This is a genomic window from Stenotrophomonas sp. (assembly GCF_032061965.1).
Classification (GTDB): domain Bacteria; phylum Pseudomonadota; class Gammaproteobacteria; order Xanthomonadales; family Xanthomonadaceae; genus Stenotrophomonas.
The window spans coordinates 1-22,191 of the sequence record NZ_DAMBEF010000049.1; the positions used below are offsets into that span (position 1 = coordinate 1).

The window sequence follows — 22,191 nt, forward strand, 5'->3', positions numbered from 1 at the left end:
TCGTAGCGCTTCTGCACTTCGAAAGCCACTTCATTGGCGCCACCGTGCTTGGGGCCGCGCAGTGCGCCGATACCGCCCGTGATGGCGCTGTACATGTCGCTACCGGTGCCGGCGATGACGCGGCAGGCAAAGGTCGAGGCATTGAATTCGTGTTCTGCGTACAGGATCAGGCTGGTGTGCATGGCCTTGACCCAGGACTCGCGCGGCTGCTCGCCGTGCAGCAGGTGCAGGAAGTGGCCACCGATCGAATCATCGTCGGTCTCCACGTCAATGACCTTGCCGTTGTGGCTCCAGTGGTACCAGTACAGCAGCATCGAACCCAGCGAGGCCATCAGCTTGTCAGCGATGTCACGGGCGCCCGGATGGTTGTGGTCGTCCTTTTCCGGCGACACGCAGCCGAGTACGGAAACGCCGGTACGCATCACGTCCATCGGGTGCGCCGACGGCGGCAGTTCTTCCAGCGCGGCCTTCACCGATGCCGGGATGCCACGCAGCGCCTTGAGCTTGGCCTTGTAGGCGCGCAGCTCGGCCTTGTTGGGCAGCTTGCCGTGCACCAGCAAGTGGGCGATTTCCTCGAACTCGCTGGTGTTGGCCAGGTCCAGGATGTCGTAACCACGGTAGTGCAGATCGTTGCCGCTACGGCCAACGGTGCACAACGCGGTGTTGCCGGCAGCGGTGCCGGACAGGGCGACGGACTTCTTCGGCTTGAATGCCGGTGCGGCGGTGGATTCGGACATGGTGTGAACCTCGCTCAGATACGGGATTTTGAAGCCCCTCTCCCATCGGGAGAGGGGTTTGGGTGAGGGTCGGACACGCTGAAATACTCAGCAGTAGTGGCACCGACCCTCATCCGGCGCTGCGCGCCACCTTCTCCCAGTGGGAGAAGGAAGTGCAGTTACTTCTTCGCAGCAAACGTCTTGTCCAGGCTGCGTTCGAATTCGTGGTAACCGATCCGGTCATACAGCTCCTCGCGGGTCTGCATGTTGTCCACCACATTACGCTGGTGGCCGTCACGGCGGATGGCTTCATACACGCTTTCGGCGGCCTTGTTGGCCGCACGGAATGCCGACAGCGGGAACAACTGCATGGCAACACCGGCCGAGGCCAGTTCATCGCGACTGAACAGCGGGGTCGCGCCGAATTCAGTGATGTTGGCCAACAACGGCACCTTCACCGCATCGGCGAAGCGCTTGTAGGTGTCCAGGTCATACGCGGCCTCGGCGAAGATGCCGTCAGCGCCCGCTTCCACACAGGCCAGCGCGCGCTCGATGGCAGCGTCCACGCCTTCCATCTGGATGGCATCGGTGCGGGCGATCAGGAAGAAATCCGGGTCGGTCCTGGCGTCGGCCGCAGCCTTTACCCGGTCCACCATTTCACCCTGCGACACGATCTCCTTGCCCGGGCGGTGACCGCAGCGCTTGGCGCCGACCTGGTCTTCGATATGGCAGGCCGCAGCGCCGGCCTTGATCAGCGACTTCACCGTGCGCGCGATGTTGAACGCACTCGGACCGAAGCCGGTATCGATATCCACCAGTAGCGGCAGGTCACAGACATCGCTGATGCGGCGCACGTCGATCAGCACATCTTCCATCGTGTTGATGCCCAGGTCCGGCAGACCCAGCGAGCCGGCGGCAACGCCGCCACCGGACAGGTAGATGGCGCGGTAGCCGGCGCGCTTGGCCAGCAGGGCGTGGTTGGCATTGATGGCGCCCACGATCTGCAGCGGGGTTTCGGTGGCCAGTGCGGCGCGGAAGGCTGCGCCGGCGGAAGAAAGACTCATGGGGTGGCTCCTGGCGGGGCGGAGGCGAGCATGCCATTCCGCTATGACGATTAATCTGTCACTATCGAATGCATTGATCAATCTTGATTCAATCAATCAACATATTGAATACGCATGCCCGAACACGCCGACACCGAACTGATCACCGCCACTGAAGCCTGTGCCCTGCTCGGCATCAGTGCCGCCACGCTGTATGCCTATGTCAGCCGCGGGCAACTGAGCTCGCGGCCTGGCCCACAGGCGCGCAGCCGGGTATACCTGCGGGCGGAGGTGGAGCGGCTGGCACAACGCAAGCGGGCCGGCCGTGGGGCTGAGCGCGGTGCTGCGCAAAGCCTGGATCGCGGCCTGCCGGTGCTGGAGACACGCATCTCGCTGATCCGCCCCGATGCGCCCTATTACCGTGGCCGTTCGGCGGTGGCTGCGGCACAGGCCGGCGCCACCCTCGAGGACATCGCGCGGTTGCTATGGGAATGCGAGGACCAGGACCCGTTTGCCGTCAACGCGCCAGCCGCATGGCCATCACGTATCGCCAGCCTGGCGCTGGATGCCGAGCTGCCCCCGGTCGAACGTGCGATGGCCTGTATTCCCTTGCTGGCGCTGGAACAACGCCAATCACTCAATGCAGCCATCGCGGTTCGCCGTGAAGTCGCGGCCATGCTGCTACGGCAGAACGCGGCGCTGCTGGTCGGCACCGCGCCGGATGCACGTCCGGTGCATCGCTTGCTGGCCGACGCATGGCGGCCGGGCGATGCGGTTTTCGCTGAGCTGGTGCGCTCGGCGCTGGTGCTATGCGCCGATCACGAGCTCAATGTGTCCGCATTCGCCGCACGTGTGGTTGCCTCTACCGGCGCACATCTGCATGCCACGGTCAGTGCCGGCCTGGCCGCGCTGTCCGGTCCCCGCCACGGCGGCGCCACCGCCCGCGCACATGCCTTGTTGCTGGATGCCGAGGCCAGTGGCGCACCTGCCGCCTTCATTGCCGAACGTTGGCGGCGCGGCGACGAGCTGCCGGGCTTCCATCACCTGCTCTACCCCGATGGCGACCCGCGCGGTGCTGAAGTGCTGCGCCAGCTGCGTGCCTCCTGCGGCGACTCGCCACGCATGCGTCTGGTGGACGCGGTGCTGGCGGCTACCGAAGAAGTCAGCGGCCAACATCCAAACATCGACGGCATGCTCGGTGCCATCTGCTACGTGTACGAGCTGCCGGGCGCGCATGCGCTGGTGATGTTCGCCACCGCACGCCTTACCGGCTGGCTGGCGCATGCGCTGGAGCAGCAAGCACTGGGAACCTTGATACGGCCACGTGCGCGTTATACCGGGTTGGCGCCGAGAGGGTGACGCGCCGTTGCTCCCTCCTTTTTGCGCAGCAAAGGGGCGGGTTGTGGATGGGCGAGCCTTGGGGGCCTTCTCACATTTCCAGCTTCGCGGCTTATGCCGTTCCTGCAACACGCCTGGACCATTGGTTGATGATCTGCGCGATCGCCTGCACACCATCAGTCAGCGCAGCCGGGCCCGGCTGCAGGATCAGTGGTGACTTGATTTCATGCAGCTCGCCATCGCGTACCGCATTGATGGCCTCCCAACCGGGCCGCGCCGCGACCCGCTCGGGACGGAATTTCTTGCCGCACCACGAGCCGATGATGATGTCCGGGTTGCGTGCGATCACCGGCTCGCCATCGGCAAGAATGCGTGCCTTGGCCAAGGGTTCGCGCGACAACTCCGGAAACACATCGATACCGCCGGCGATCTCGACCAACTCGGCGCCCCATTGGATGCCAGTGATGATGGGCTCGTCCCATTCCTCGACATAGACGCGCGGACGCTGCGGCAGCCTTGCCGCTTGTGCGGCGATCGCATCCAGGCCACGCTGCAGTTCATCGGCATACGCGTTGGCGCGCTCAGCCACGCCGACCAGGCCGCCGAGGCGGCGGATGTAATCGAGGATGCCGGCCACGCTGCGATGGTTGGCAATCCATACTTCCACACCGTTGCGTATCAACTCGGCGGCGATATCGGCCTGGATGTCGGAAAAACCAATCGCCAGATCCGGCTTGAGCTTGAGGATCTCCCCCACCTTGGCGCTGGTGAAGGCACTGACCTTGGGCTTGTCGCGGCGCGCCTCGGGCGGCCGCACGGTAAAGCCACTGATACCGACGATGCGGTCCTGCTCACCCAGTGCGTACAGGGTCTCGGTGGGTTCTTCGGTAAGGCAGACAATGCGACGCGGGCCGATCATGCGACGGCGAACTCCGTTGTATCGACGAAAATCGCCGGGGTATTCCAGGGATGGTGCGCGGCGATGGCCGCCAACAGGTCCTGCAGGCGCTGCGCATCGCGCGGGATGCAGAACTCCAGCCGTACCGAGGGCTGATATACGCGCTCACCGCCCTGCCCCTGCACGCTGCGGGTACCTTCCAGGACCCGGAACTGCTCGCGTGCATCCGATTCCCACATGCCATCGGCGTAACCACCGGCGGCCAGGTCATCGACCGCCAGGATGGCCTGCTTCAGCCGTGCCAGCTCGGCCGGCGGCACAAACACGGTGATGCGGTAGAGCGGAAGCAGTTTCATGTCGCCGGCGCGTCCAGGCCCATGCGGTAATAGACCACGCGTTCGGTTTCGACAAAGCCGCTGGCCTTGTGCGCGGCCTGGGCCTGCACATTGTCCAGTCCCGTATCGGAGGCCAGCTCGCTGCAGCCCTGCGCGCGTGCCCAGCGTGCAACCTCGGCGACCAGCGCGCGGCCTATCCCCTTGTCGCGCAGGCTTTCAGTCACATACCAGCCCTCGAGGAAGCCCACCGGCGAACTCGAGTTGCCATTGACGTAGTCATGGCGCAGGCTGGCTTCGGCCATGCCCACCGGCTGCCCCTGCGCGAAGGCCAGCAACACGGTGCCGCCGGCGTCTTCCAGCAATTGCTGCAGCTCGGCCAGATCCGTATCGCAATCAGCCCACAAGGCGCGACGCAGCCGCGCCCACGCCGGCCAGTCACTGGCCAGCGCGCGGCGGATGTCGACGTCGATCTGTTTCACGGGAACAGCAGCCGCTTGCTCCACTCCCCCGCCGCATCGGCCTCATAGCACCAACGCTCGTGCAGGCGGAAATCGGCGCCGTACCAGAACTCGATCCGGCGCGGCACGATACGCACGCCGCCCCAACCGTCCGGACGCGGCACATCGCGACCTTCGAAGCGCGCCTCGAAATTGGCCAGGCGCTGTTCAAACTCCTCGCGCGAGGCCAGCGGCTGCGACTGCACCGAGGCCCAGGCGCCAATCTGGCTCATGCGCGGACGGCTGGCGAAATAAGCATCGGACTCAGCAGCCGACACCAGTTGCGCGTCACCCTCGATGCGCACCTGGATGCCCGCCTCACGCAGGCTGCGCCACAGGAACAACAAGGCGGCTGCGCGGTTGTCATGCAGCTCACGGCCCTTGCGGCTGTCCAGATGGGTGTAGAAAACGAAGCCACGCTCGTCGAAGGCCTTGAGCAGCACGGTGCGCGCCGAGGGCCGGCCGTCGATGTCAGCGGTCGCTACCGTCATCGCGGTTGCATCGATTTCCTTGCCAGCCTTGGCCTCTTCAAACAATGCGGCGAAAGTCGATAACGCTTCTGCATAAAGATTGGTCATGGTCGTGCTTCGTAGGGCTCGTGTTTGGGCTATTGTGGCGCCATGTCCCCCGTAACGCACAGTTTTCCCCCGCGTCGCTATGCGCCCGAGCTGGTGGCGCAGGCATTGGATGAGGCGCTGGCCAGTGCCAGCAGCACGCCCATCCTGGCGATCAGCGGTGTGCAGGGCAGCGGCAAATCGACCCTCGCGGCGCAGATCGTCGAGCTGGCACACAGCCGCGGCCTGCATGCGGCGGCATTTTCCATCGACGACACCTACCTTACCCGTGCGCAGCGCCAGCGATTGGCCGATCGCATCCATCCCTTGCTGGCCACGCGTGGACCGCCCGGCACGCATGATCTCACCCTGGCGCTGGCAACCTTGGATGCAGCCAAGGCAGGGCAGGCATTTGCGCTGCCGCGCTTCGACAAACTTGCGGACGAACGCGTCCCCGAGGCGCAATGGAAGCAGATCGAGCAGCCATTGGACCTGCTGGTGTTCGAAGGCTGGTTCCTGGGCACCCCGGCCGAAGCCGATGAGGCGCTACGGATGCCATTGAACGCTCTGGAACGCGATGCCGACGCCGAAGGCACCTGGCGACACTGGTGCAACCAGGCTTTGGCCGAGCACTACCCGGCTTTGTGGCAGCGCTTCGACCGCCTGTGGATGTTGCAACCGCCCAGCTTCGCGGTGGTGCCACACTGGCGCTGGCAGCAGGAGCAGGCGCTGCAGCAAGCCTCACCTGGCCGCAGCAGCATGAGCCGGCCGCAGCTGGAGCGTTTCGTGCAGTTCTATGAGCGCGTCAGCCGGCAGGCCCTGCGCACACTGCCGGCCATTGCCGACCGGGTCATTGCCCTGGATGCCCAACGGCAGCCGGTGACGCTTTCATCGTCGTCATGAAAGTGCCCCGGGGCGGGATGCCACCCCGGGCACTTCACCGCGCCACGGCCCCTGCGCTACTGCTGCAGGGTGCCGCGCAACGGCTTACTGCACCAGGAAGGTGATACGCAGATTGACCCGCCACTCGGTGACATTGCCCTGCTCATCGGTGACAGCCTTGGTTTCGCTGACCCAGGCACCCTGGATGCCCTTGACCGTCTCGGCCACCTTCTTCAGGCCGCTACGCACCGCGTCTTCGACGCTGGTCTTGGAGGACGCGCTGACTTCAATGATTTTCGCCACTGACATGTACGACTCCTTGGTTGCACCACGAACCATTCGTGGAGTCGCCCAGCTTGGCTGCTACCTTGTTAAGGCGCCGACATGAGGTGCTAGCATCGTTCAGTAATGAATCCCGCCCCCAATCTCATCCTGGTCGGCCCCATGGGCGCCGGCAAAACAAGCATCGGCCGCCGCCTGGCCGAGCGCTTTGGCCTGGCGTTCGTTGATGCCGACCAAGCCATCGTGGACGACGTCGGCTCCAGCATCCCGGCCATTTTCGAGCACGCTGGCGAAGCCGGCTTCCGTGCCCATGAAAAGCGGGTGCTGGCACAGCTGCTGGCGGGCAATGGCCAACTGATCTCCACCGGCGGTGGCTGCGTACTGGATGCGGACAACCGCCGACACCTGCGCAAGCACGGTTTCGTGGTCTACCTGCGGGTGAGCGTGGCCTCGCAGTTGTCGCGCTTGCAACGCGACAAGACCCGGCCACTGCTGCAACGCCCCGACCGCGAACAGGTGCTGCAGGAGATGGCCGTCATCCGCGACCCGCTGTACCGCGAAGTCGCCGATCTGATCATCGACACCGACCTTTATTCCCCCGCCGATGCCACCGCACACGCCGTGGTCAAGCTTGCCGCGCAATGGCAGATCCTGGAACCCAACCGCATGACCACCTCCCCCCGCAGCGTCGCCGTCAGTGGCGATCGCCCGTATCAGATCCACATCGCCCCCGGCCTGCTGAGCAATGGCGAACTGCTGGCCGCCCCCATCCGCGGCCGCCATGTGTTGCTGCTCAGCGATGACAATGTCGCCCCGCTTTACCTGGAACGCGTGCGAGCGACCCTGCTGGCCAAGCGCCCGGACCTGAAACTGGCAGAGCACATCCTGCCGGCGGGCGAGGCTTCCAAGACCCTGGACAACTTCGCCGGAGCGATCACTGCGCTGGCCAGCCTGGGCGCCACCCGCGATGCCTGCGTGCTGGCAGTGGGCGGTGGGGTGGTAGGCGATCTGGCCGGCTTCGCCGCCGCCTGCTGGATGCGCGGCGTGGACTGCGTACAGCTGCCTACCACCCTGCTGGCCATGGTCGACTCCTCGGTGGGCGGCAAGACCGCCGTTGACATTCCGCAGGGCAAGAACCTGGTGGGCGCCTTCCATCCGCCGCGCGCGGTGATCGCCGACACCGCCGTCCTGCGCAGCCTGCCGCTGCGCGAGCTGCGCGCCGGCCTGGCCGAAGTGATCAAGTACGGCGCCATCCGTGATCCGCTGTTCTTCCAATGGCTACAAGCCGAGCGGGAAGCGCTACTGGCCGGCGATGACACCGCCCTAGCCCAGGCCATTGCCCGCAGCTGCGAGCACAAGGCCGAAATCGTCGCCCGTGACCCGCTGGAAAAAGGCGAACGTGCCCTGCTCAACCTGGGCCACACCTTTGGTCACGCGATTGAAACGGCGCAGGGTTACGGTGCGCCGGGCAACGACAATCTCAACCACGGCGAAGCGGTGGCCGTGGGCATGGTGCTGGCGGCCAAACTGTCCGCGGCCCTGGGAATGGCCGATGCGGCCGACACCGAGGTCTTGCGCGAGCTGCTGCAGGCCTATGGCCTGCCAACGAATATTCCGGCCGGGCTGGATGCCGAAACCCTGCTGGCGCACATGCGCCTGGACAAGAAAAACATCGCCGGCCGCCTGCGCCTGGTGTTGTGGCGCGGCATCGGCAAGGCCGAGGTGGTGCCGGATGTGGATGAAGCCGCGGTGCTGGCGGTGTTGCGGGAAGGCTGAGCGGCAGTGCCTGAAGCCCCTCTCCCGGCGGGAGAGGGGTTGGGGTGAGGGCCCGGGCGAAGCCTGATGGCGTCAAAAGAGCATGGGGCTTCGCCCGCACCCTCATCCGCCCCCCCGCCTTCGCGGGGGCAGGCTCTTCGGGCACCTTCTCCCGTCGGGAGAAGGACCTCGCGGTTCCCCCAAACCAGCCCAAAACCCGCACACCGGCTACAATCGCCGCCATGCGCGTCCTACTGCAACAGCCGCCCAGCGGCAACGAAGCCCCCCGCTATGTCCAGCTTTCCCTGGTGCCGGATCTGCTCGGCGGTTGGGAACTGCTGCGCGAAAGCGGCCAGACCGGTGGCCGCATCCAGCTGCGCCGTGAACTTTTCCTGCAGCACGACGACGCCATCCACGCCTTCGAAAAGGCCCGCGATGGGCAGATCAGGAAAGGCTTCCAGGTGATGTTCACCGCCGGCCAGGCAGCGCCCTGAATCCCGTATTCCAAACGGGCGCGCCACGCTGCGCCCGCGGTTCCAACCCCCAGGAGTTCCATGTGACCAGCCCACTTCGCAACGACCGCTTCCTGCGCGCCCTGCGCCGCGAACCCGTGGACTACACCCCCGTCTGGCTGATGCGCCAGGCCGGCCGTTACCTGCCGGAATACCGCGCTACCCGCGCCCGCGCCGGCAGCTTCCTGGGCATGGCCAAGAATCCGGAAATCGCCTGCGAAGTGACCCTGCAGCCGCTGCAGCGCTTTGATCTGGACGCCGCCATCCTGTTCTCGGACATCCTCACCGTGCCCGATGCAATGGGCCTTGGCCTGTACTTCGCCGAAGGTGAAGGCCCCAAGTTCAAGCACCCGGTGCGTGACGCCGCTGCCATCGCCAAGCTGGCGGTGCCGGACATGGAAACCGAGCTGGGCTACGTGATGGACGCGGTGCGCCTGATCCGCCGCGAGCTGGACGGCAAGGTGCCGTTGATCGGCTTCTCCGGCAGCCCGTGGACGCTGGCCTGCTACATGATCGAAGGCGGCGGCAGCAAGGATTACGCGCGCATCAAGGCGATGGCGCTGAACGACCCCAAGGCCCTGCACCAACTGCTGGAGGTGGTGACCGATGCGGTCATCGCCTACCTGTCGGCACAGCGCGCGGCCGGCGCGCAGGCGCTGCAGGTGTTCGATACCTGGGGCGGCGTGCTGGGTCCGGCGATGTACCGCGAGTTCTCGCTGCGTTACCTCAATCGCATCGCCAGTGAACTCAAGCGTGGCGAAGGCGCCGAGCGTACGCCGTTGATCCTGTTCGGCAAGGGCACTGGCCAGTACGTGGCCGAACTGGCCAGCAGCGGTGCCGAAGGCGTCGGCGTGGACTGGACCATCACCCTGGAAGACGCCGCGCGTGCGGCCGCCGGCAAGGTTGCGCTGCAGGGCAACCTGGACCCGACCACGCTGTATGGCTCGCCCGACGCGATCAACCGTGAAGTCGGCAAGGTGCTGGACAGCTATGCCGCCGGCAATGGCGGCTCGCGCGAAGGCCACGTGTTCAACCTCGGTCACGGCATGTCACCGGACATGAACCCCGAGCACGTCGGTGTGCTGGTGGACGCAGTGCATCGCCTCAGCCGCCGCTGATTCACACGCACGACGACACGGGCGTGGCACCATCGGCTGCAGTCAAATCCGCTGGAAAAACCATGCTGTCTGCGCGCTCGTTCAAACTGTCGTTGCCGCTGTTGCTGCTGGCCATCGCCTGGCCGGCAGCAGCACAGTCCGGCAAGCCGCTGCAGGTTGCCCTGGATGAGTTTCCCAGCCTTGCACGGAGCGCTGATGGCTCCCGCCTCGTGGTGTTCTCTGCCGGGATGAAGGGTTTTCCCGGCAGCTGTTCGCAACTGCGCGTGGCGCGGCTGGACGAACTGTCATCGCGCTGGCAACCGGCCGTGGAGCAGCTCACATTGGCGTCCTGCGAGATGGGAATGCCGGTGATCAGCGCCAGCTACCTTTCCTACACCGTCAACGCCAGCTTCAAGCCCGGCACAGTGCAGTTGCAGGGCCTGCCGGTGCTGGGCTACAGCGAAAGCGGCGGTGCCATGCACCACGCGCAAAGCTACACCGTCGACGCGCCGCTACCGGCATTGCGCAGTGCGCTTGGCCCGGTGATCGAGCGGGAGTGCCTGCCGCTGCACCAGCGCAACCCCGACGCAGTACCCACCTGTACCCTGCAACAGGAAGGTGATTCCTGGTTGCTGCTGATGGGCGGTGTGAACCGCATGATCATGCTGAAGCCCGCAGCCGACGACCCGTCGCGTTCACAGTACGTGCTCAGCAGCAGCGGCGGCCGCTGACCCACGCAGCATCTGCACACGCATCGGAGGACAATGGGCACCTGCCCCGCCTGAGTCGAGCCGATGCCAGCACCACCGCCCAGCACCCTGCCCGCCGCGTCCGCGCAAAAGCCACTGCTGTGGCTGGTGTCGCTGGCGATCTTCATGCAGATGCTGGACTCGACCATCGTCAACACGGCACTGCCGGCGATGGCGCGCAGCCTGGGCGAAAGCCCGTTGCAGATGCAGTCGGTGGTGTTCAGCTATGCGCTGGCGGTGGCCAGTTTCATTCCCGCATCTGGCTGGATTGCCGACCGCTTCGGCACGCGCCGCACCTTCCTGGCCGCCATCGTGTTGTTCACCCTGGGCTCGCTGGCCTGTGCGCTGTCACCCACCCTGCAATGGCTGGTGGCCTCGCGGGTACTGCAGGGCATCGGCGGGGCGATGTTGTTGCCGGTGGGGCGGCTGGCGGTGATGCGCAGCGTGCCGCGCGATCAGTTCCTGTCGGCGATGAGCTTCATCGCCATTCCAGCATTGATCGGCCCCCTGCTCGGCCCGACCTTGGGCGGCTGGCTGGTGGAGGTGTCGTCCTGGCATTGGATCTTCCTGATCAACCTGCCCATCGGCGTGATCGGCATCATCGCCGCGCTGCGCATCATGCCCGACCACTACGGCCAGCAGCAGCATCGCTTTGATCTGGCCGGCTACCTGATGCTGGCATTGGGAATGATCGCCTTGTCGCTGGCGCTGGATGGTTTCTCCGCGATCGGCTCGTCGCACGTGTTGGCCGTGATTGGCATCGCCGCGCTGGCCGGGTATTGGCTGCATGCGGCCAATACGCGCAATGCCCTGTTCCCGTTGAGCCTGTTCAAGGTGATCAGCTTCCGCATCGGCATCCTTGGCAACCTGTTCTCGCGTATCGGCAGCGGCGCGATGCCGTTGCTGATCCCGCTGCTTCTGCAGGTCGGCATGGGCTACAGCCCGATGACCGCAGGGATGATGATGATCCCGGTGGCGCTGTCCGGCATGGCCGCGAAAAAAGCCGCCGTACGCCTGGTCGAGCGCTTTGGTTACCGCCGCATCCTGATGATCAACACGGTCTGCGTGGGGCTGGCAATGGCCAGTTTCGCGCTGATCAACCCCGGCCAGCCGCTCTGGCTGCGCTTGCTCCAGCTGGCCATCTTCGGCGGCGTGAACTCCATGCAGTTCACGGTGATGAACACCGTCACCCTGCGCGACCTGGATACGCCCCAGGCCAGCAGCGGCAACAGCCTGCTGTCGATGGTGATGATGCTGGCTACCGGCTTTGGTGCCGCCACCGCTGGCAGCCTGTTGTCCACCTTCGGCACCCACCTGAGCAGCCATGGCGCCACCGCCGCCCTGCATGCCACGTTCCTGTGCGTGGGCGCCATCACACTGAGCTCGACACTTGTCTTCTGGCAGTTGCCGGACAACCGACCGCATCCACGCGCGGTCGAGGAAGTGGCCGAATGATCAGCCCAGGCCGTGGTTGCGACGGCGCTGCTCAGCCAGTACCCCGGCAATGGATTCGAGCAACATCTGTGCGGTCACCGGCTTGCGCAGGAAGTCGGCAAAGCCGGCACTACGTGCGGTCGGCTCGGCCTCGGCATCGGAGCGCGCGGTAACTGCCACCAACGGCATCGTGTAGCCCATCGTCTGTAGTTGTCGCGCCAAGGCGATGCCATCCAGGCCGGGCAAGTCCAGATCCAGCAGCGCTACATCGAACTCGTTGGACGACACCTCCGCCAGCGCCGCCAAACCATGCGCAGCATGCGCAACCTGGTGGCCGTGCACTTCCAGCAGGCCACGGATGACCGCAGCGATGGTGGGATCATCTTCAACCAGCAGCACCCGTTGCGGGGGCAAGGTCGCCCATGCAGCGGCCGCCTCTTCCTGCGCACTGCGGGCTCCGGCCTCCCAGGCCAGCGGCAGCCGTACCGTGAAGGCCGTCCCCTCGCCCAGCACGCTGTCCACGTCGATGGAACCGCCCATCGCCATCGCCAGCTCATGACAGATCGCCAGGCCCAGGCCGCTACCGCCGTAGCGTGCCGTGGTACGTGCACCATCAGCCTGTTCGAAGCGCCGGAACAGCCGCTTGCGTTGCTCCGGGCTGATCCCCGGGCCGGTGTCGGCCACTTCCAGCCACAGCCCCTTGCTATCAGGTTCCAGGCCAACGCGCAGACGGACATGGCCCTGGCTGGTGAACTTGATCGCATTGCCCAGCAGGTTGAGCAGGATCTGCCGCAGGCGCATCGCATCACCCACCACGCGGGTGCGTGGTGGTGCGTTGCTTTCCAGCTGGAAATCCAGCCCCCGCCGTTGCGCCAACGGCTCCATCAAACCACGCACATCATCCAGCAGCTGTTGTAGCTCCAGCGGTTGCGATTGCAGCTCCAGCTTCCCCGCCTCGATACGGGCCAGGTCCAAGGCATCGTTGACCAGCCGCAGCAGGTGCTCGCCCGCGCGACGGATCGATTGCGCATAGCTGCGCTGGCGGTCGTCCAGGTCCGTTGCAGCCAGCAGCTCACTCATGCCCAACACACCGGTCATGGGCGTGCGCACCTCGTGGCCGAGCGTGGCCAGGAAGCGGGTCTTGGCCAATGAGGCCTGCTCCGCCAGTTCCTGTTTGTGCAGCGCCAGCTGCCACTCGCTGCGCCGCCGCAACCGGCGCCGGTACAGCCAGGCACCACCCAACAACAGCGCGACACCCAGCAGTATCATCGACATCAGCCCCGGTGCGCTGCGCCACCAGGGCGGCTGCACCTGGAAGGCCAGGGTGCGCACTGGCGACCACACGTTGTCCGAGGTGGCCGCCTGTATTTCCAGCTGGTAACTGCCGGGCGGCAAGCGTGAGAACACGCGCTCGCCGTTGGCGCCGGCCTCCACCCAATCCGGGTCATAACCGCCCAGACGGAACCGATAGGTGTTGGTCGCCGAGTCGGCAAACGACAGCAGGCGGGCGACGATGCGCAGGTCGCGGTCGCCTTCCAGGATCAACAACGGCGTCTGGTTGGTGAGTTCCTGCTCCTGGTCGCCACGGCGCACGCTCACCCGTTCGATCACCAATGGCGGTTGCCGGTTGGAGGGTTTGACCTGGGTCGGGTCGAACAGCACCACGCCCTCCGGCGTACCACCGGCGATCTGCCCGCTGCGTGCCTGCACCAGGCTGCGACGACGGAACTCCTGCCCTGGCAGGCCGTCATGCACGCCATACAGGCGCACCGAACGACTGCCCGGATCGATCCGGATCAATCCACGCGCACTGCTTGCCCAGGCCACACCGTCGGCATCGACCACCAGGCCATTGGGCGCCAGCATCGGGAAGTCGCGACCGCTGAGGCTGTCCAGCGGCGACAGGCTGTGCCCGTTCCACAATAGGCGATCTATCCGCCCCTGGCCGGCGACCCAGGCCACCGCGCTGTCCGAAATGGCGAAGGTGGATATCCGGCTGGTCGGTGCGCCAGGAACCGGGATGAAGCGCTGGTCCTGCGGCTGCCACATCAGCAAGCCAGTGCCGGCCGCCAACCACAGATGGTCGGCCGGGCCACATTGCATGTCCTCGACGGTGGCTGCCGGCACGCCGGCCTGGCCGATGCCAAGCTGCAACTGTACCCGCCCCTCGCCATCGCGCAGTTGCAATCCGCCTATTTCGGAGTACACCCAGATGCGCCCGCCATCGCAGATGCGCAGGATATCGGCGTCACCCGACATTGCGGCATCCTGCTTGGCATCGTGGTGCCAACGGCGCACCCCTTGATCGCTTGGGTCGTAGCGCACCAGGCTGTCCAGGCTGCCGATCCATACCCGCCCCTGCGGATCTTCGGCCAAGGATTGGGGCCAGTTGGTGTCATCGATCACGGTCAGGTGGTGTTCCACCGCGCCCGTGCCGGGATCAAACCGATCCAGGGCACCGCGTGTACCCGCTACCCACACGCCACCGGACACCGAGGGCGCCAGCGCGAGGGCATACGGGTTACGCAGCGAACCCGGCTCATCGACCAGGCGCGACAGCACCGAAAACTGCCGCCAACTTGGCGGCAGGTGCCACAGGCCGGCGTTGGTACTGGCAAACCACAGGCCGCCTTCGCGATCCTCGAAGGCACTGGACCAGTTGGGCCGCACCAGGCCACGTTCCTGTGCGCTGAAGAGCGGCACGTTGTGCACGACCGAGTTGCGGAAGCGTCCCAGGCCGGTGCGGGTATCCAACCAGTAATTGCCGTCGCTGGAGTACTGCAACACATTGAGCACTTCGCCCGCCGGAGCACCGGGCCAGTGCGCCGGGGCGAAATGGCCGTCGGCATTGCGCACCACGACGCCACCGTTGGTGGCCACCCACATGCGCCCTTCGCGGTCGACTTCCAGGCCGTTGATGCGGTTGGAGGGCAACAGGCGCGTGTCCACTGGTTCAAAACCTTCACCACTCCAGCGCGCGAGCCCGCCCTTGGTGCCTACCCACAGGTTTCCATCCAGCGTCACCGCCAGATAGCCCACCGCCGCCGCAGGCAGGCTGTTGGGATCGCCCGCCTTCGGCATGAATCGCGTGATCCGTCCCTCCGGGCTGAGCCGGTGCAGGCCGCCGGTCGCGGTACCAAACCAGACGCTGCCATCGGGTGTGGAGGTGACCGACCATATCGTGTTGCTGCCGATCTCCGGGTGGGTCTGGCGATTGAAGAAGCGAAAACTGCGCCTGTCGGCCGACAGCATCGCCAACCCCATGTTCTGGGTGCCAATCCAGAGCTGGTTGCGCGCATCCACATGCAGGCTCCAGATCAGGTTGTCGCGCAACCCATCCTCGGCGCGCCAGATGCGGTAATTGCGCCCGTCGTAGCGGGCCAGGCCATCGCGGCTGGCCAGCCACAGATAGCCCATCTTGTCCTCGGCAAAGGCATTGATGTTGCTGGACGGCAAGCCATCGGCCACGGTCAGCTGCCGCGGCTGCGGTGTGGCCGGAACTTCAGCCAGCGCCAACAGGGGCAGCAGGATCCAGGCATAGGCCAGCATGCAACGCAGCCACCACCTCATACGGACAACTCCACATCGCCACGGTGGTGCTGGGCACTGCGCAGGGCCTTGAGCATGGCCTCATGCAGCAGCGGCCCGGTAACCGGCTTGCGCAGGAAGCCTTCCATGCCCACCGCCAGCGCAGCGTGTTCGGCAGCAGCATCCGAGCGGGCGGTGACCGCCACCAACGGGAACAGGTTGCCCATGTCGCGCAATTGGCGCGCCAAGGCGATGCCATCCAGGGCCGGCAGGTCCAGGTCGAGCAGCCCGATATCGAACGCGTGCAGGCTTACCTCCGACAATGCCGCCAGCCCGTGCGCCGCGTGTATCACCTGGTGCCCTCGCGCAGCCAGCAGCCCGCTGATGACCTGCGCCACGGTGGCGTCATCTTCCACCAGCAGCACTTTCAACGGTGGCAGCGACGGTTGCACTTGCAGTGCAGCTTCGGCCTCGGCAACGGAAAGGCGTTCCCATGCCAACGGCAGTTCGACGGTGATGCGTGCGCCCTCGCCCAGCCGACTGTCCACCTGGATGCCGCCGCCCATCGCCACCGCCAACTCGTTGCAGATCGCCAGGCCCAGGCCGCTGCCGCCGTAACGTGAGGCTGTCCGCGGCCCCTCGGCCTGTTCAAAACGCTGGAACAAGCGTCCTTGCTGCTCGGTGCTGATGCCCGGCCCGGTGTCATGGATGCAGAAGCACACACTGCCGGGCAGCAGGGTTGCGCTTACGCCAACCGTCCCCTGCTCGGTGAACTTGATCGCATTGCCGAGCAGGTTCATCAGTATCTGGCGCAGACGCATCGGATCACCGAGCACCTGCACGCCGACAAACTCCTGGCCGTCCCCTTCGAACTGCAGCCCACGGCGCTCGGCCATCGGCGCCATCAGGCCGATCACCTCCTGCAACAGCGCGCCGAGGTCGAAAGGCTGGACATCGAGCTCCAGCTTTCCCGATTCGATACGTGCAAGATCCAGCGCGTCGTTGACCAGCCGCAGCAGGTGCGAGCCCGCCTGCTGGATGGCGCCGGCATAACGCCGTTGGCGCGGGTCCAGATCGGTATCAAGCAGCAACTCGCTCATGCCCAGCACGCCGGTCATCGGCGTGCGCACTTCGTGGCCAAGTGTGGCCAGGAAACGGGTCTTGGCCTGCGACGCCTGTTCGGCCAGTTCTTTCTTGTGCACCGTCAATTGCCATTCACTGCGTCGACGCAGCCGCCGCCGGTAGCCTAGCATCGCCATGGCGGCCACCGTCAGCGCCAGCAGCAGATAGACAGCAATGGCGCCCGTGCTGCGCCACCAAGGCGGCGTAACTTCGATGCCCAGCTGCTGCGCCGGCAGCCATGGTCCCTCACCCACCGCGCCCTGCACCTGCAGGGTGTAGCTGCCGGCCGGCAGGCGCGACAGAACACGTTCGCCATCGCTGCCCAGCATCACCCAGTTCTGGTCATAGCCCTGCACGCGCATGCGGAAGCGGTGCTGCGATGGATCGGCGAACGCCAGCAGGCGCGCCCTTACCCGCAGATCGCGATCATTGGCTGCCAGCCGCACCGCACGGCTGCCCAACAACTGTTCGTGTTGGCCATCGTTGCGACGTACACCGATGGCGTCGATCACCATCTGCGAGGCAATCGGCGCAGGCGCCACCGCATCCGGGTCGAAACCGAGCAGGCCGGTCGCCGACACCGCCAAGGCCTGGCCGCAGCCGGCATGCGCCGGTGGCCGCGACGTGAACTCCGCGTCGGGTACGCCGTCGGCACTGCCCAACACCCGCACCCGTGCATCACCAGGGCGCCACCACAACAATCCACGTGGCGTGGTCGCCCACAACTGCCCACTGCAGCCCAGTACCAGGCCACCCATCGCCGTCATCGGCACGCCTTCGTCCGTCCCCAACTGCCTGTCGCGGGTGAAACCCGTCGCAGTGGGTTGGAAATGCTCCAGTGCGCCCTGCCGAGCTACCCAGATGCCGCCGTCGTCGGCCAACGCCAGCCCATAGGCCATGTCGTTGGAAATGCCCGGGACCGGGACAAAATGCTGCCGTGCAGGATCAAACCGCAGCACGCCGAACCCGCCGGCCAGCCACAAGGTGCCGTCCTTGGCCAACAGCAGCTGTTCGACCAGTTTGTCGGGCAGGCCCGGGGTGGTACCCATCGGGTAATCCGCAAGCAGGCTGCCATCGGCGGCGCGGTGTTGCAGGCCATGATTGATGATGGACAGCCAGACGCTGCCATCGGCGGCACGCTGCATCAGATCGGCGCGCAGTTGTGGATCATCCCCTACGCCCAGATCAATCCGGCGTAGCTGATCGCGTCCCGGCCCGTACAGCAGCACGCTGCCGGCCCGCCCCATCCAGATTACGCCGTCGCGACCGCGCAGCACCGACCAGATGCTGCCGCTGCCCAGCCGCGCGGTGTCGGCCAGGTGCTGCAGCGTGCCGGCTGCATCCACGCGGTAGAGACCATGCCCACCCACGACCAGATAACCATCGCCATCTGCGGCCGTGTTGAGCAGGTACTGGCTTTCCAGCGCCTGACCATCCAGTTGGTCGAAGCTCGCAAAGCGGGACCAGTCCGGCCTCAGGTAGCCGATTCCCTGGGTCAACAGCGCGGTCCACACCCCGCCTTCGTGATCCTGCAACAGATCCAGCACGCCGCTGCTGCCCGTCAGGAAACCGCTGCCCCGATCGCCCTCCAGCAACTGCAGCTGGCTTCCATGGCTGCGATACAGACCGTTGGAAGCGCCCACCCAGTAGCCGCCGTTGCGGTCATGCAGCACCACCGCCGCCCGCATCTGCTCCGCGCCTGGCCACGGCGCGGCCTGCACCGTACCGTCAGCCAACACCCGCAGCAGCCCATTGCCGGTGCCTGCCCAAACGCCGCCATCGCGATCCCGGCTCAGGCGGATGACCACCTTGCCCTGCAACAGCGGGGAGTTGACGGGCACGAATCCACCGGTGGCGGTCCAGCGCACCAGGCCATCCGCAGTACCGATCCAGACACTGCCATCCGCGCTGGCCAGCAACGCATAGATGGTGTCATTGGGCAGGCTACGCGGGTCATCGGGCTGATGGTTGTAACGGCTCACGCTGCCGTCCTGGTGCAGCAGGCAGATGCCCGAGCCGCTGGTACCGACCCACATCTGGCCGCCATGTTCGGCCAGTGCCCAGACCTGCTCGGCGCATTGCTTTTCCAGCGTGGCAAACCGGGTGAAGCGCTTGCGGCCTGGATCAAGCATCGCCAGCCCGGCGCCATTGATGCCAATCCAGACCCTGTCCCTGGAGTCGACAAGCAGGGTTTCCAGCGCATTGCCCGGCAATCCCTCCGCCTGCGAGGGGTCCTGGCGCCATACCCGCATCTGCTGGCCGTCGTAACGGGCCAGGCCGTCATCGGTCGCCGCCCAGATGTAGCCGCGGCGGTCCTGCGCCAGCGCCAGCACCATGCGTGAGGGCAATCCCTCGGCCACTCCCAGGCGCCGCAGGCGCGGGGTTTCGGCCACGCCCTGGGCAGCGGCCAGCATCGGCAGGCCGACCCACACCAGCATCGCGCCCACCCAGGCACATCGCAGCAACCGCTTGATCAACGTCCGCCTCTCCCTGCTACCGTCGGCATTGCCCACAACCCCCACGGCGGCGCTGGCATCCCCTGATGGCGGCGACTTTACCGCCGCGCCGGGCCACGGGCAAAACCCCGACCTTGCAATGACGTGGGCAGTGCCGTAACAAACCGTTGCGCAATATGGGCACAAACGGATGGGTCCATCCGCCTAGAATCCCCGCATTCCTCACCGGAGCCAAACCTTGCCGCGCCTGTTGCTACTGCTCAGCTGCTGCCTGTTGTCGTTCACCGCGCTGGCCGCGCCCGACCGCTATCGGCTCGACCCGGTCCACACCCGCGTGGTGTTTGCCATCGAGCACGCGGGCTTTTCCAAGGCGCTGGGGGCGGTGTCCGGCAGTGAGGGCGTGTTGGCGTTCGACCCGGACGACTGGCGCAGCGCACGCCTGGACGTGGTGGTACCACTCAACCGGCTGGACCTGGGCGACGACAAGTGGAACCAGGCCACGCTGGCGCGCAACCTGCTGGATGGCGAACGCCATCCCCAGGCGCGGTTTGTCTCCACCTCGGTCGAGCCCATCGACGCCACGCATGCCCGCGTACACGGTCAGCTGACACTGCGCGGTGTTACCCGCGATGTCGTGCTGGACGTGACCCTCAATGCACTCAAGCGGCACCCGATGCCACCGTTCCGTCGCACCGCCGGTTTCTCCGCGACCACCTTGCTGAGCCGCGCTGATTTCGGCATCGACGCCTGGAAATCCGTGATTGGCGACCAGGTCGAGCTGCGTATCGAAGCCGAGGCGGTACGCGATGAGAACGCTGAAGTACCCGCTGCACAACCCATCCCGCCCACCCCAGCCACCGATCTTCAGGATGCCGCCGACGCTGCCCTGAAATCCGCCACGGAAACGGAACAACATCCATGACATTGAAGAACTCCGCACAGCGCTGGGGCAGCATGAGCAAGACCCTGCACTGGTTGATTGCGCTGCTGATCCTGGCATTGGGCATCGTCGGCCTGACCATGGGCGAGCTGCCCAAGACGCCGAAGTATTTCTGGGTGTACACGATGCACAAGTCGATCGGCATCACCGTGCTGGTGCTGGTTGCGGTGCGACTGGGATGGCGCCTGTATGCAGGGGCCCCCGAGCCGGTCCCCGGCACGCCGAGCTGGCAGGAACGTATTGCCTCGGCCACCCATTGGCTGCTGTACGTGCTGATGTTCGCCATCCCGCTGTCCGGCTGGCTGTACGACTCGGCCAGCGGCCTGCGTCCTTTCAAGTGGTTCGGCCTGGTTGAAATGCCCAAGCTGGTTGCCCCCAGCGAGCAGGCCAGCCAGATTTCCCACAGCATCCACGAGTGGGGTTTCTGGGCCCTGATCCTGCTGGTGCTGGCACATGCCGGCGCGGCGTTCTATCACCACATTCATCAACGCGATGCCACGCTGGCACGCATGCTGCCGCAAGGTTGGCTCAACGTTCCCCAAAAGGATTCCGCATGAACATCAAGCTTTCTTCCCCCGCCGCCGTGGCCGCTGCACTGGCCGGCATGTTGGCTGCTGCACCGGCAATGGCTGCCGATTATGTACAGGCACCGGGTGCAGGCTCGATCCTGGTGTTCGCCACCAAGTACGACGGCGAGGTGTTCACCGGCAACTTCCCCGGCTTCCAGACCCAGGTCAGCTTTGATCCGGCCAACCCGGCCGCCGGCAAGCTCGACGTGACCATTCCGCTGGCTGGCGCCAAAAGCGGCAACAGCGATCGTGACTCCACCCTGCAGGGTGCGGATTTCTTCAACGTGTCCCAGTTCGCACAAGCGCGCTACACCGCCAATGGTTTCCGCGCACTGGGCAACAACGAGTTTGCTGCCGATGGCACGCTGCAGCTGCGCGGCATCAGCAAGCCGGTGACGTTGACCTTCTCCTGGACCGACGGTGCGCAGCCCGTGCTCAAGGGCAAGGCCACGGTCAAGCGCCTGGACTTCGGCGTGGGCGGCGGCGACTGGGCCGACACCAAGACCATCCCCGACGAAACCGCGATCAGCACCATCGTCAAGCTCAACGCGAAGTAATCAAGCGCCCCATAGTGCCGAGTCATGCTCGGCAGAGGGCTTCCCTGAGAAGGGTGTGTAGTGCCGAGCCATGCGCGGCAGAAGCCTTCTCGACAAAGCCAAACGAGTAGCCCGGGTAAGCGCAGCGCACCCGGGTTTCCCACGCGAGCAACCCCGGGTGCACTGCACTTACCCGAGCTACGGTGGGGTAACGTCGGCGCTACCCTGCAAACTGCAACCAGGCGGCCAACCTGGCCCCGTCAAACGGCCAGTCCAGCTCCCTGCCAGCGGCATCACGCAGCACCGGCACACGGGCCCCGTAGCGTGCTTCCAGCACGTCATCGTCGTCGATGAACACACTGTCAAATTCCGGCGCCCTCGCCTGTGCCAGCACCGCCAGCGCAAGGTCACACAGATGGCAGTCGTCACGTTGATAGAGGATCAATCCCATTTCATCACCTGTGCCGGGAATGCTGCGCTGCAGACATGGCCTGCAGCAATGAACCCGTAGAATAGCGGCCATCTCATCGCAGTACGCAGAATCCGCATGTCCGTCAGCACGTTCGACCTGTTCAAGATCGGCATTGGCCCGAGCTCCTCACACACCGTGGGCCCGATGCGCGCCGCCGAGCGCTTCGTCCACCGCTGGCTGCTGGACCCGGGCCAACTACAGAACACCGTGCGCATCCGCGCCGAGGTATTCGGCTCGCTGGCCCTGACCGGGCGCGGCCACGGCACCGACAAGGCCGTGCTGCTCGGCCTGGAAGGCCACCGCCCCAACCAGATCGACCCGGACATCATTCCGGCAGCACTGGAACGCATCCGTAGCAGCAAGCGCATCAACCTGATGGGCCAGCGCGAGATCGCGTTCGACGAAAAGCGCGACCTGGCCATGAACAAGCGCCAGAAGCTGCCGTACCACACCAATGGCATGCGCTTCACCGCCTA

The 22,191-nt window shown here is 65.7% G+C and carries 20 protein-coding genes and 2 pseudogenes; 12 read left to right on the top strand and 10 right to left on the bottom strand.

The window, feature by feature from the left end; translation table 11 throughout:
• Positions 1–737: citrate/2-methylcitrate synthase (locus RT460_RS17330; RefSeq protein WP_313320720.1), on the bottom strand; the 737-nt coding region annotated here is incomplete at its 3' end.
• A 158-nt stretch (positions 738–895) separates the two neighbouring features.
• Positions 896–1,780, bottom strand: a complete 885-nt coding sequence (gene prpB / locus RT460_RS17335) for a methylisocitrate lyase (RefSeq protein WP_313320722.1) — start codon at positions 1,778–1,780, stop codon at positions 896–898.
• Positions 1,781–1,894: 114 nt separating this feature from the next.
• Between prpB and RT460_RS17340 the strand changes: the two genes are divergently transcribed.
• Positions 1,895–3,118: a citrate synthase family protein gene (locus RT460_RS17340; RefSeq protein WP_313320724.1), complete on the top strand. Its 1,224-nt coding sequence runs from the start codon at positions 1,895–1,897 to the stop codon at positions 3,116–3,118.
• Positions 3,119–3,209: 91 nt separating this feature from the next.
• On the opposite strand, the gene RT460_RS17345 is transcribed toward RT460_RS17340, so the two are convergent.
• The 4 genes from RT460_RS17345 to pdxH are packed head-to-tail and all read right to left on the bottom strand — an operon-like array spanning position 3,210 to position 5,405.
• Positions 3,210–4,013 carry a cobalamin-binding protein gene (locus tag RT460_RS17345; protein WP_313320756.1) on the bottom strand — a complete coding sequence of 268 codons (804 nt, stop codon included), beginning with the start codon at positions 4,011–4,013 and terminating at the stop codon, positions 3,210–3,212.
• Positions 4,013–4,351: a hypothetical protein gene (locus RT460_RS17350; protein WP_313320726.1), complete on the bottom strand. Its 339-nt coding sequence runs from the start codon at positions 4,349–4,351 to the stop codon at positions 4,013–4,015. The genes RT460_RS17345 and RT460_RS17350 overlap by 1 nt, the downstream gene beginning before the upstream one ends.
• Complete coding sequence (gene aac(6') / locus RT460_RS17355; protein ID WP_313320728.1) at positions 4,348–4,809, bottom strand: aminoglycoside 6'-N-acetyltransferase; 462 nt, start codon at positions 4,807–4,809, stop codon at positions 4,348–4,350. The genes RT460_RS17350 and aac(6') overlap by 4 nt, the downstream gene beginning before the upstream one ends.
• On the bottom strand, positions 4,806–5,405 hold the full coding sequence (pdxH, locus tag RT460_RS17360) for a pyridoxamine 5'-phosphate oxidase (RefSeq protein ID WP_313320730.1): 600 nt from the start codon (positions 5,403–5,405) through the stop codon (positions 4,806–4,808). The genes aac(6') and pdxH overlap by 4 nt, the downstream gene beginning before the upstream one ends.
• A gap of 42 nt (positions 5,406–5,447) precedes the next feature.
• On the opposite strand from pdxH, the gene RT460_RS17365 reads away from it, so the two are divergent.
• On the top strand, positions 5,448–6,284 hold the full coding sequence (locus RT460_RS17365; RefSeq protein ID WP_313320732.1) for a kinase: 837 nt from the start codon (positions 5,448–5,450) through the stop codon (positions 6,282–6,284).
• Positions 6,285–6,368: 84 nt separating this feature from the next.
• On the opposite strand, the gene RT460_RS17370 is transcribed toward RT460_RS17365, so the two are convergent.
• A complete protein-coding gene (locus RT460_RS17370; protein WP_313320734.1) occupies positions 6,369–6,572 on the bottom strand; it encodes a dodecin family protein in 204 nt (67 codons plus the stop codon).
• A gap of 99 nt (positions 6,573–6,671) precedes the next feature.
• On the opposite strand from RT460_RS17370, the pseudogene RT460_RS17375 reads away from it, so the two are divergent.
• The 6 genes and pseudogenes from RT460_RS17375 to mdtD all read left to right on the top strand — a co-directional run.
• A pseudogene (locus RT460_RS17375) lies at positions 6,672–7,193 on the top strand (shikimate kinase); the annotation flags it as partial.
• Between the two features lie 18 nt (positions 7,194–7,211).
• Positions 7,212–8,321 carry a 3-dehydroquinate synthase gene (gene aroB, locus RT460_RS17380; protein WP_313320758.1) on the top strand — a complete coding sequence of 370 codons (1,110 nt, stop codon included), beginning with the start codon at positions 7,212–7,214 and terminating at the stop codon, positions 8,319–8,321.
• Positions 8,322–8,542: 221 nt separating this feature from the next.
• Positions 8,543–8,794, top strand: a complete 252-nt coding sequence (locus tag RT460_RS17385) for a WGR domain-containing protein (RefSeq protein WP_313320736.1) — start codon at positions 8,543–8,545, stop codon at positions 8,792–8,794.
• 62 nt (positions 8,795–8,856) lie between these two features.
• Positions 8,857–9,930, top strand: a complete 1,074-nt coding sequence (hemE, locus tag RT460_RS17390; protein ID WP_313320738.1) for a uroporphyrinogen decarboxylase — start codon at positions 8,857–8,859, stop codon at positions 9,928–9,930.
• A 62-nt stretch (positions 9,931–9,992) separates the two neighbouring features.
• Positions 9,993–10,640, top strand: a complete 648-nt coding sequence (locus RT460_RS17395; protein ID WP_313320740.1) for a hypothetical protein — start codon at positions 9,993–9,995, stop codon at positions 10,638–10,640.
• 63 nt (positions 10,641–10,703) lie between these two features.
• Complete coding sequence (gene mdtD / locus RT460_RS17400) at positions 10,704–12,113, top strand: multidrug transporter subunit MdtD (RefSeq protein ID WP_313320742.1); 1,410 nt, start codon at positions 10,704–10,706, stop codon at positions 12,111–12,113.
• Here mdtD and RT460_RS17405 read toward each other — a convergent pair whose 3' ends face one another.
• Together RT460_RS17405 and RT460_RS17410 are read right to left on the bottom strand one after the other, a co-directional pair.
• Positions 12,114–15,662, bottom strand: a complete 3,549-nt coding sequence (locus RT460_RS17405; RefSeq protein ID WP_313320744.1) for an ATP-binding protein — start codon at positions 15,660–15,662, stop codon at positions 12,114–12,116.
• Positions 15,659–19,219: an ATP-binding protein gene (locus tag RT460_RS17410; RefSeq protein ID WP_313320746.1), complete on the bottom strand. Its 3,561-nt coding sequence runs from the start codon at positions 19,217–19,219 to the stop codon at positions 15,659–15,661. Before RT460_RS17410 ends, RT460_RS17405 begins: the two co-directional genes overlap by 4 nt.
• A gap of 217 nt (positions 19,220–19,436) precedes the next feature.
• On the opposite strand from RT460_RS17410, the pseudogene RT460_RS17415 reads away from it, so the two are divergent.
• The 3 genes and pseudogenes from RT460_RS17415 to RT460_RS17425 form a co-directional block, all read left to right on the top strand.
• Positions 19,437–20,006, top strand: a pseudogene (locus RT460_RS17415) (YceI family protein); the annotation flags it as partial.
• Positions 20,007–20,116: 110 nt separating this feature from the next.
• Positions 20,117–20,695, top strand: coding sequence for a cytochrome b (locus RT460_RS17420; RefSeq protein WP_313320748.1), 579 nt, complete (start codon positions 20,117–20,119; stop codon positions 20,693–20,695).
• Positions 20,692–21,264, top strand: a complete 573-nt coding sequence (locus RT460_RS17425) for a YceI family protein (protein WP_313320750.1) — start codon at positions 20,692–20,694, stop codon at positions 21,262–21,264. The genes RT460_RS17420 and RT460_RS17425 overlap by 4 nt, the downstream gene beginning before the upstream one ends.
• A gap of 199 nt (positions 21,265–21,463) precedes the next feature.
• Here the strand turns inward: RT460_RS17425 and RT460_RS17430 are convergent, their stop codons facing one another.
• Positions 21,464–21,694, bottom strand: a complete 231-nt coding sequence (locus RT460_RS17430) for a glutaredoxin family protein (RefSeq protein WP_313320752.1) — start codon at positions 21,692–21,694, stop codon at positions 21,464–21,466.
• A 96-nt stretch (positions 21,695–21,790) separates the two neighbouring features.
• Here RT460_RS17430 and RT460_RS17435 point away from each other — a divergent pair.
• Positions 21,791–22,191, top strand: a 401-nt coding sequence (locus RT460_RS17435; RefSeq protein WP_313320754.1) for a serine dehydratase beta chain, incomplete at its 3' end; no start/stop codon positions are given.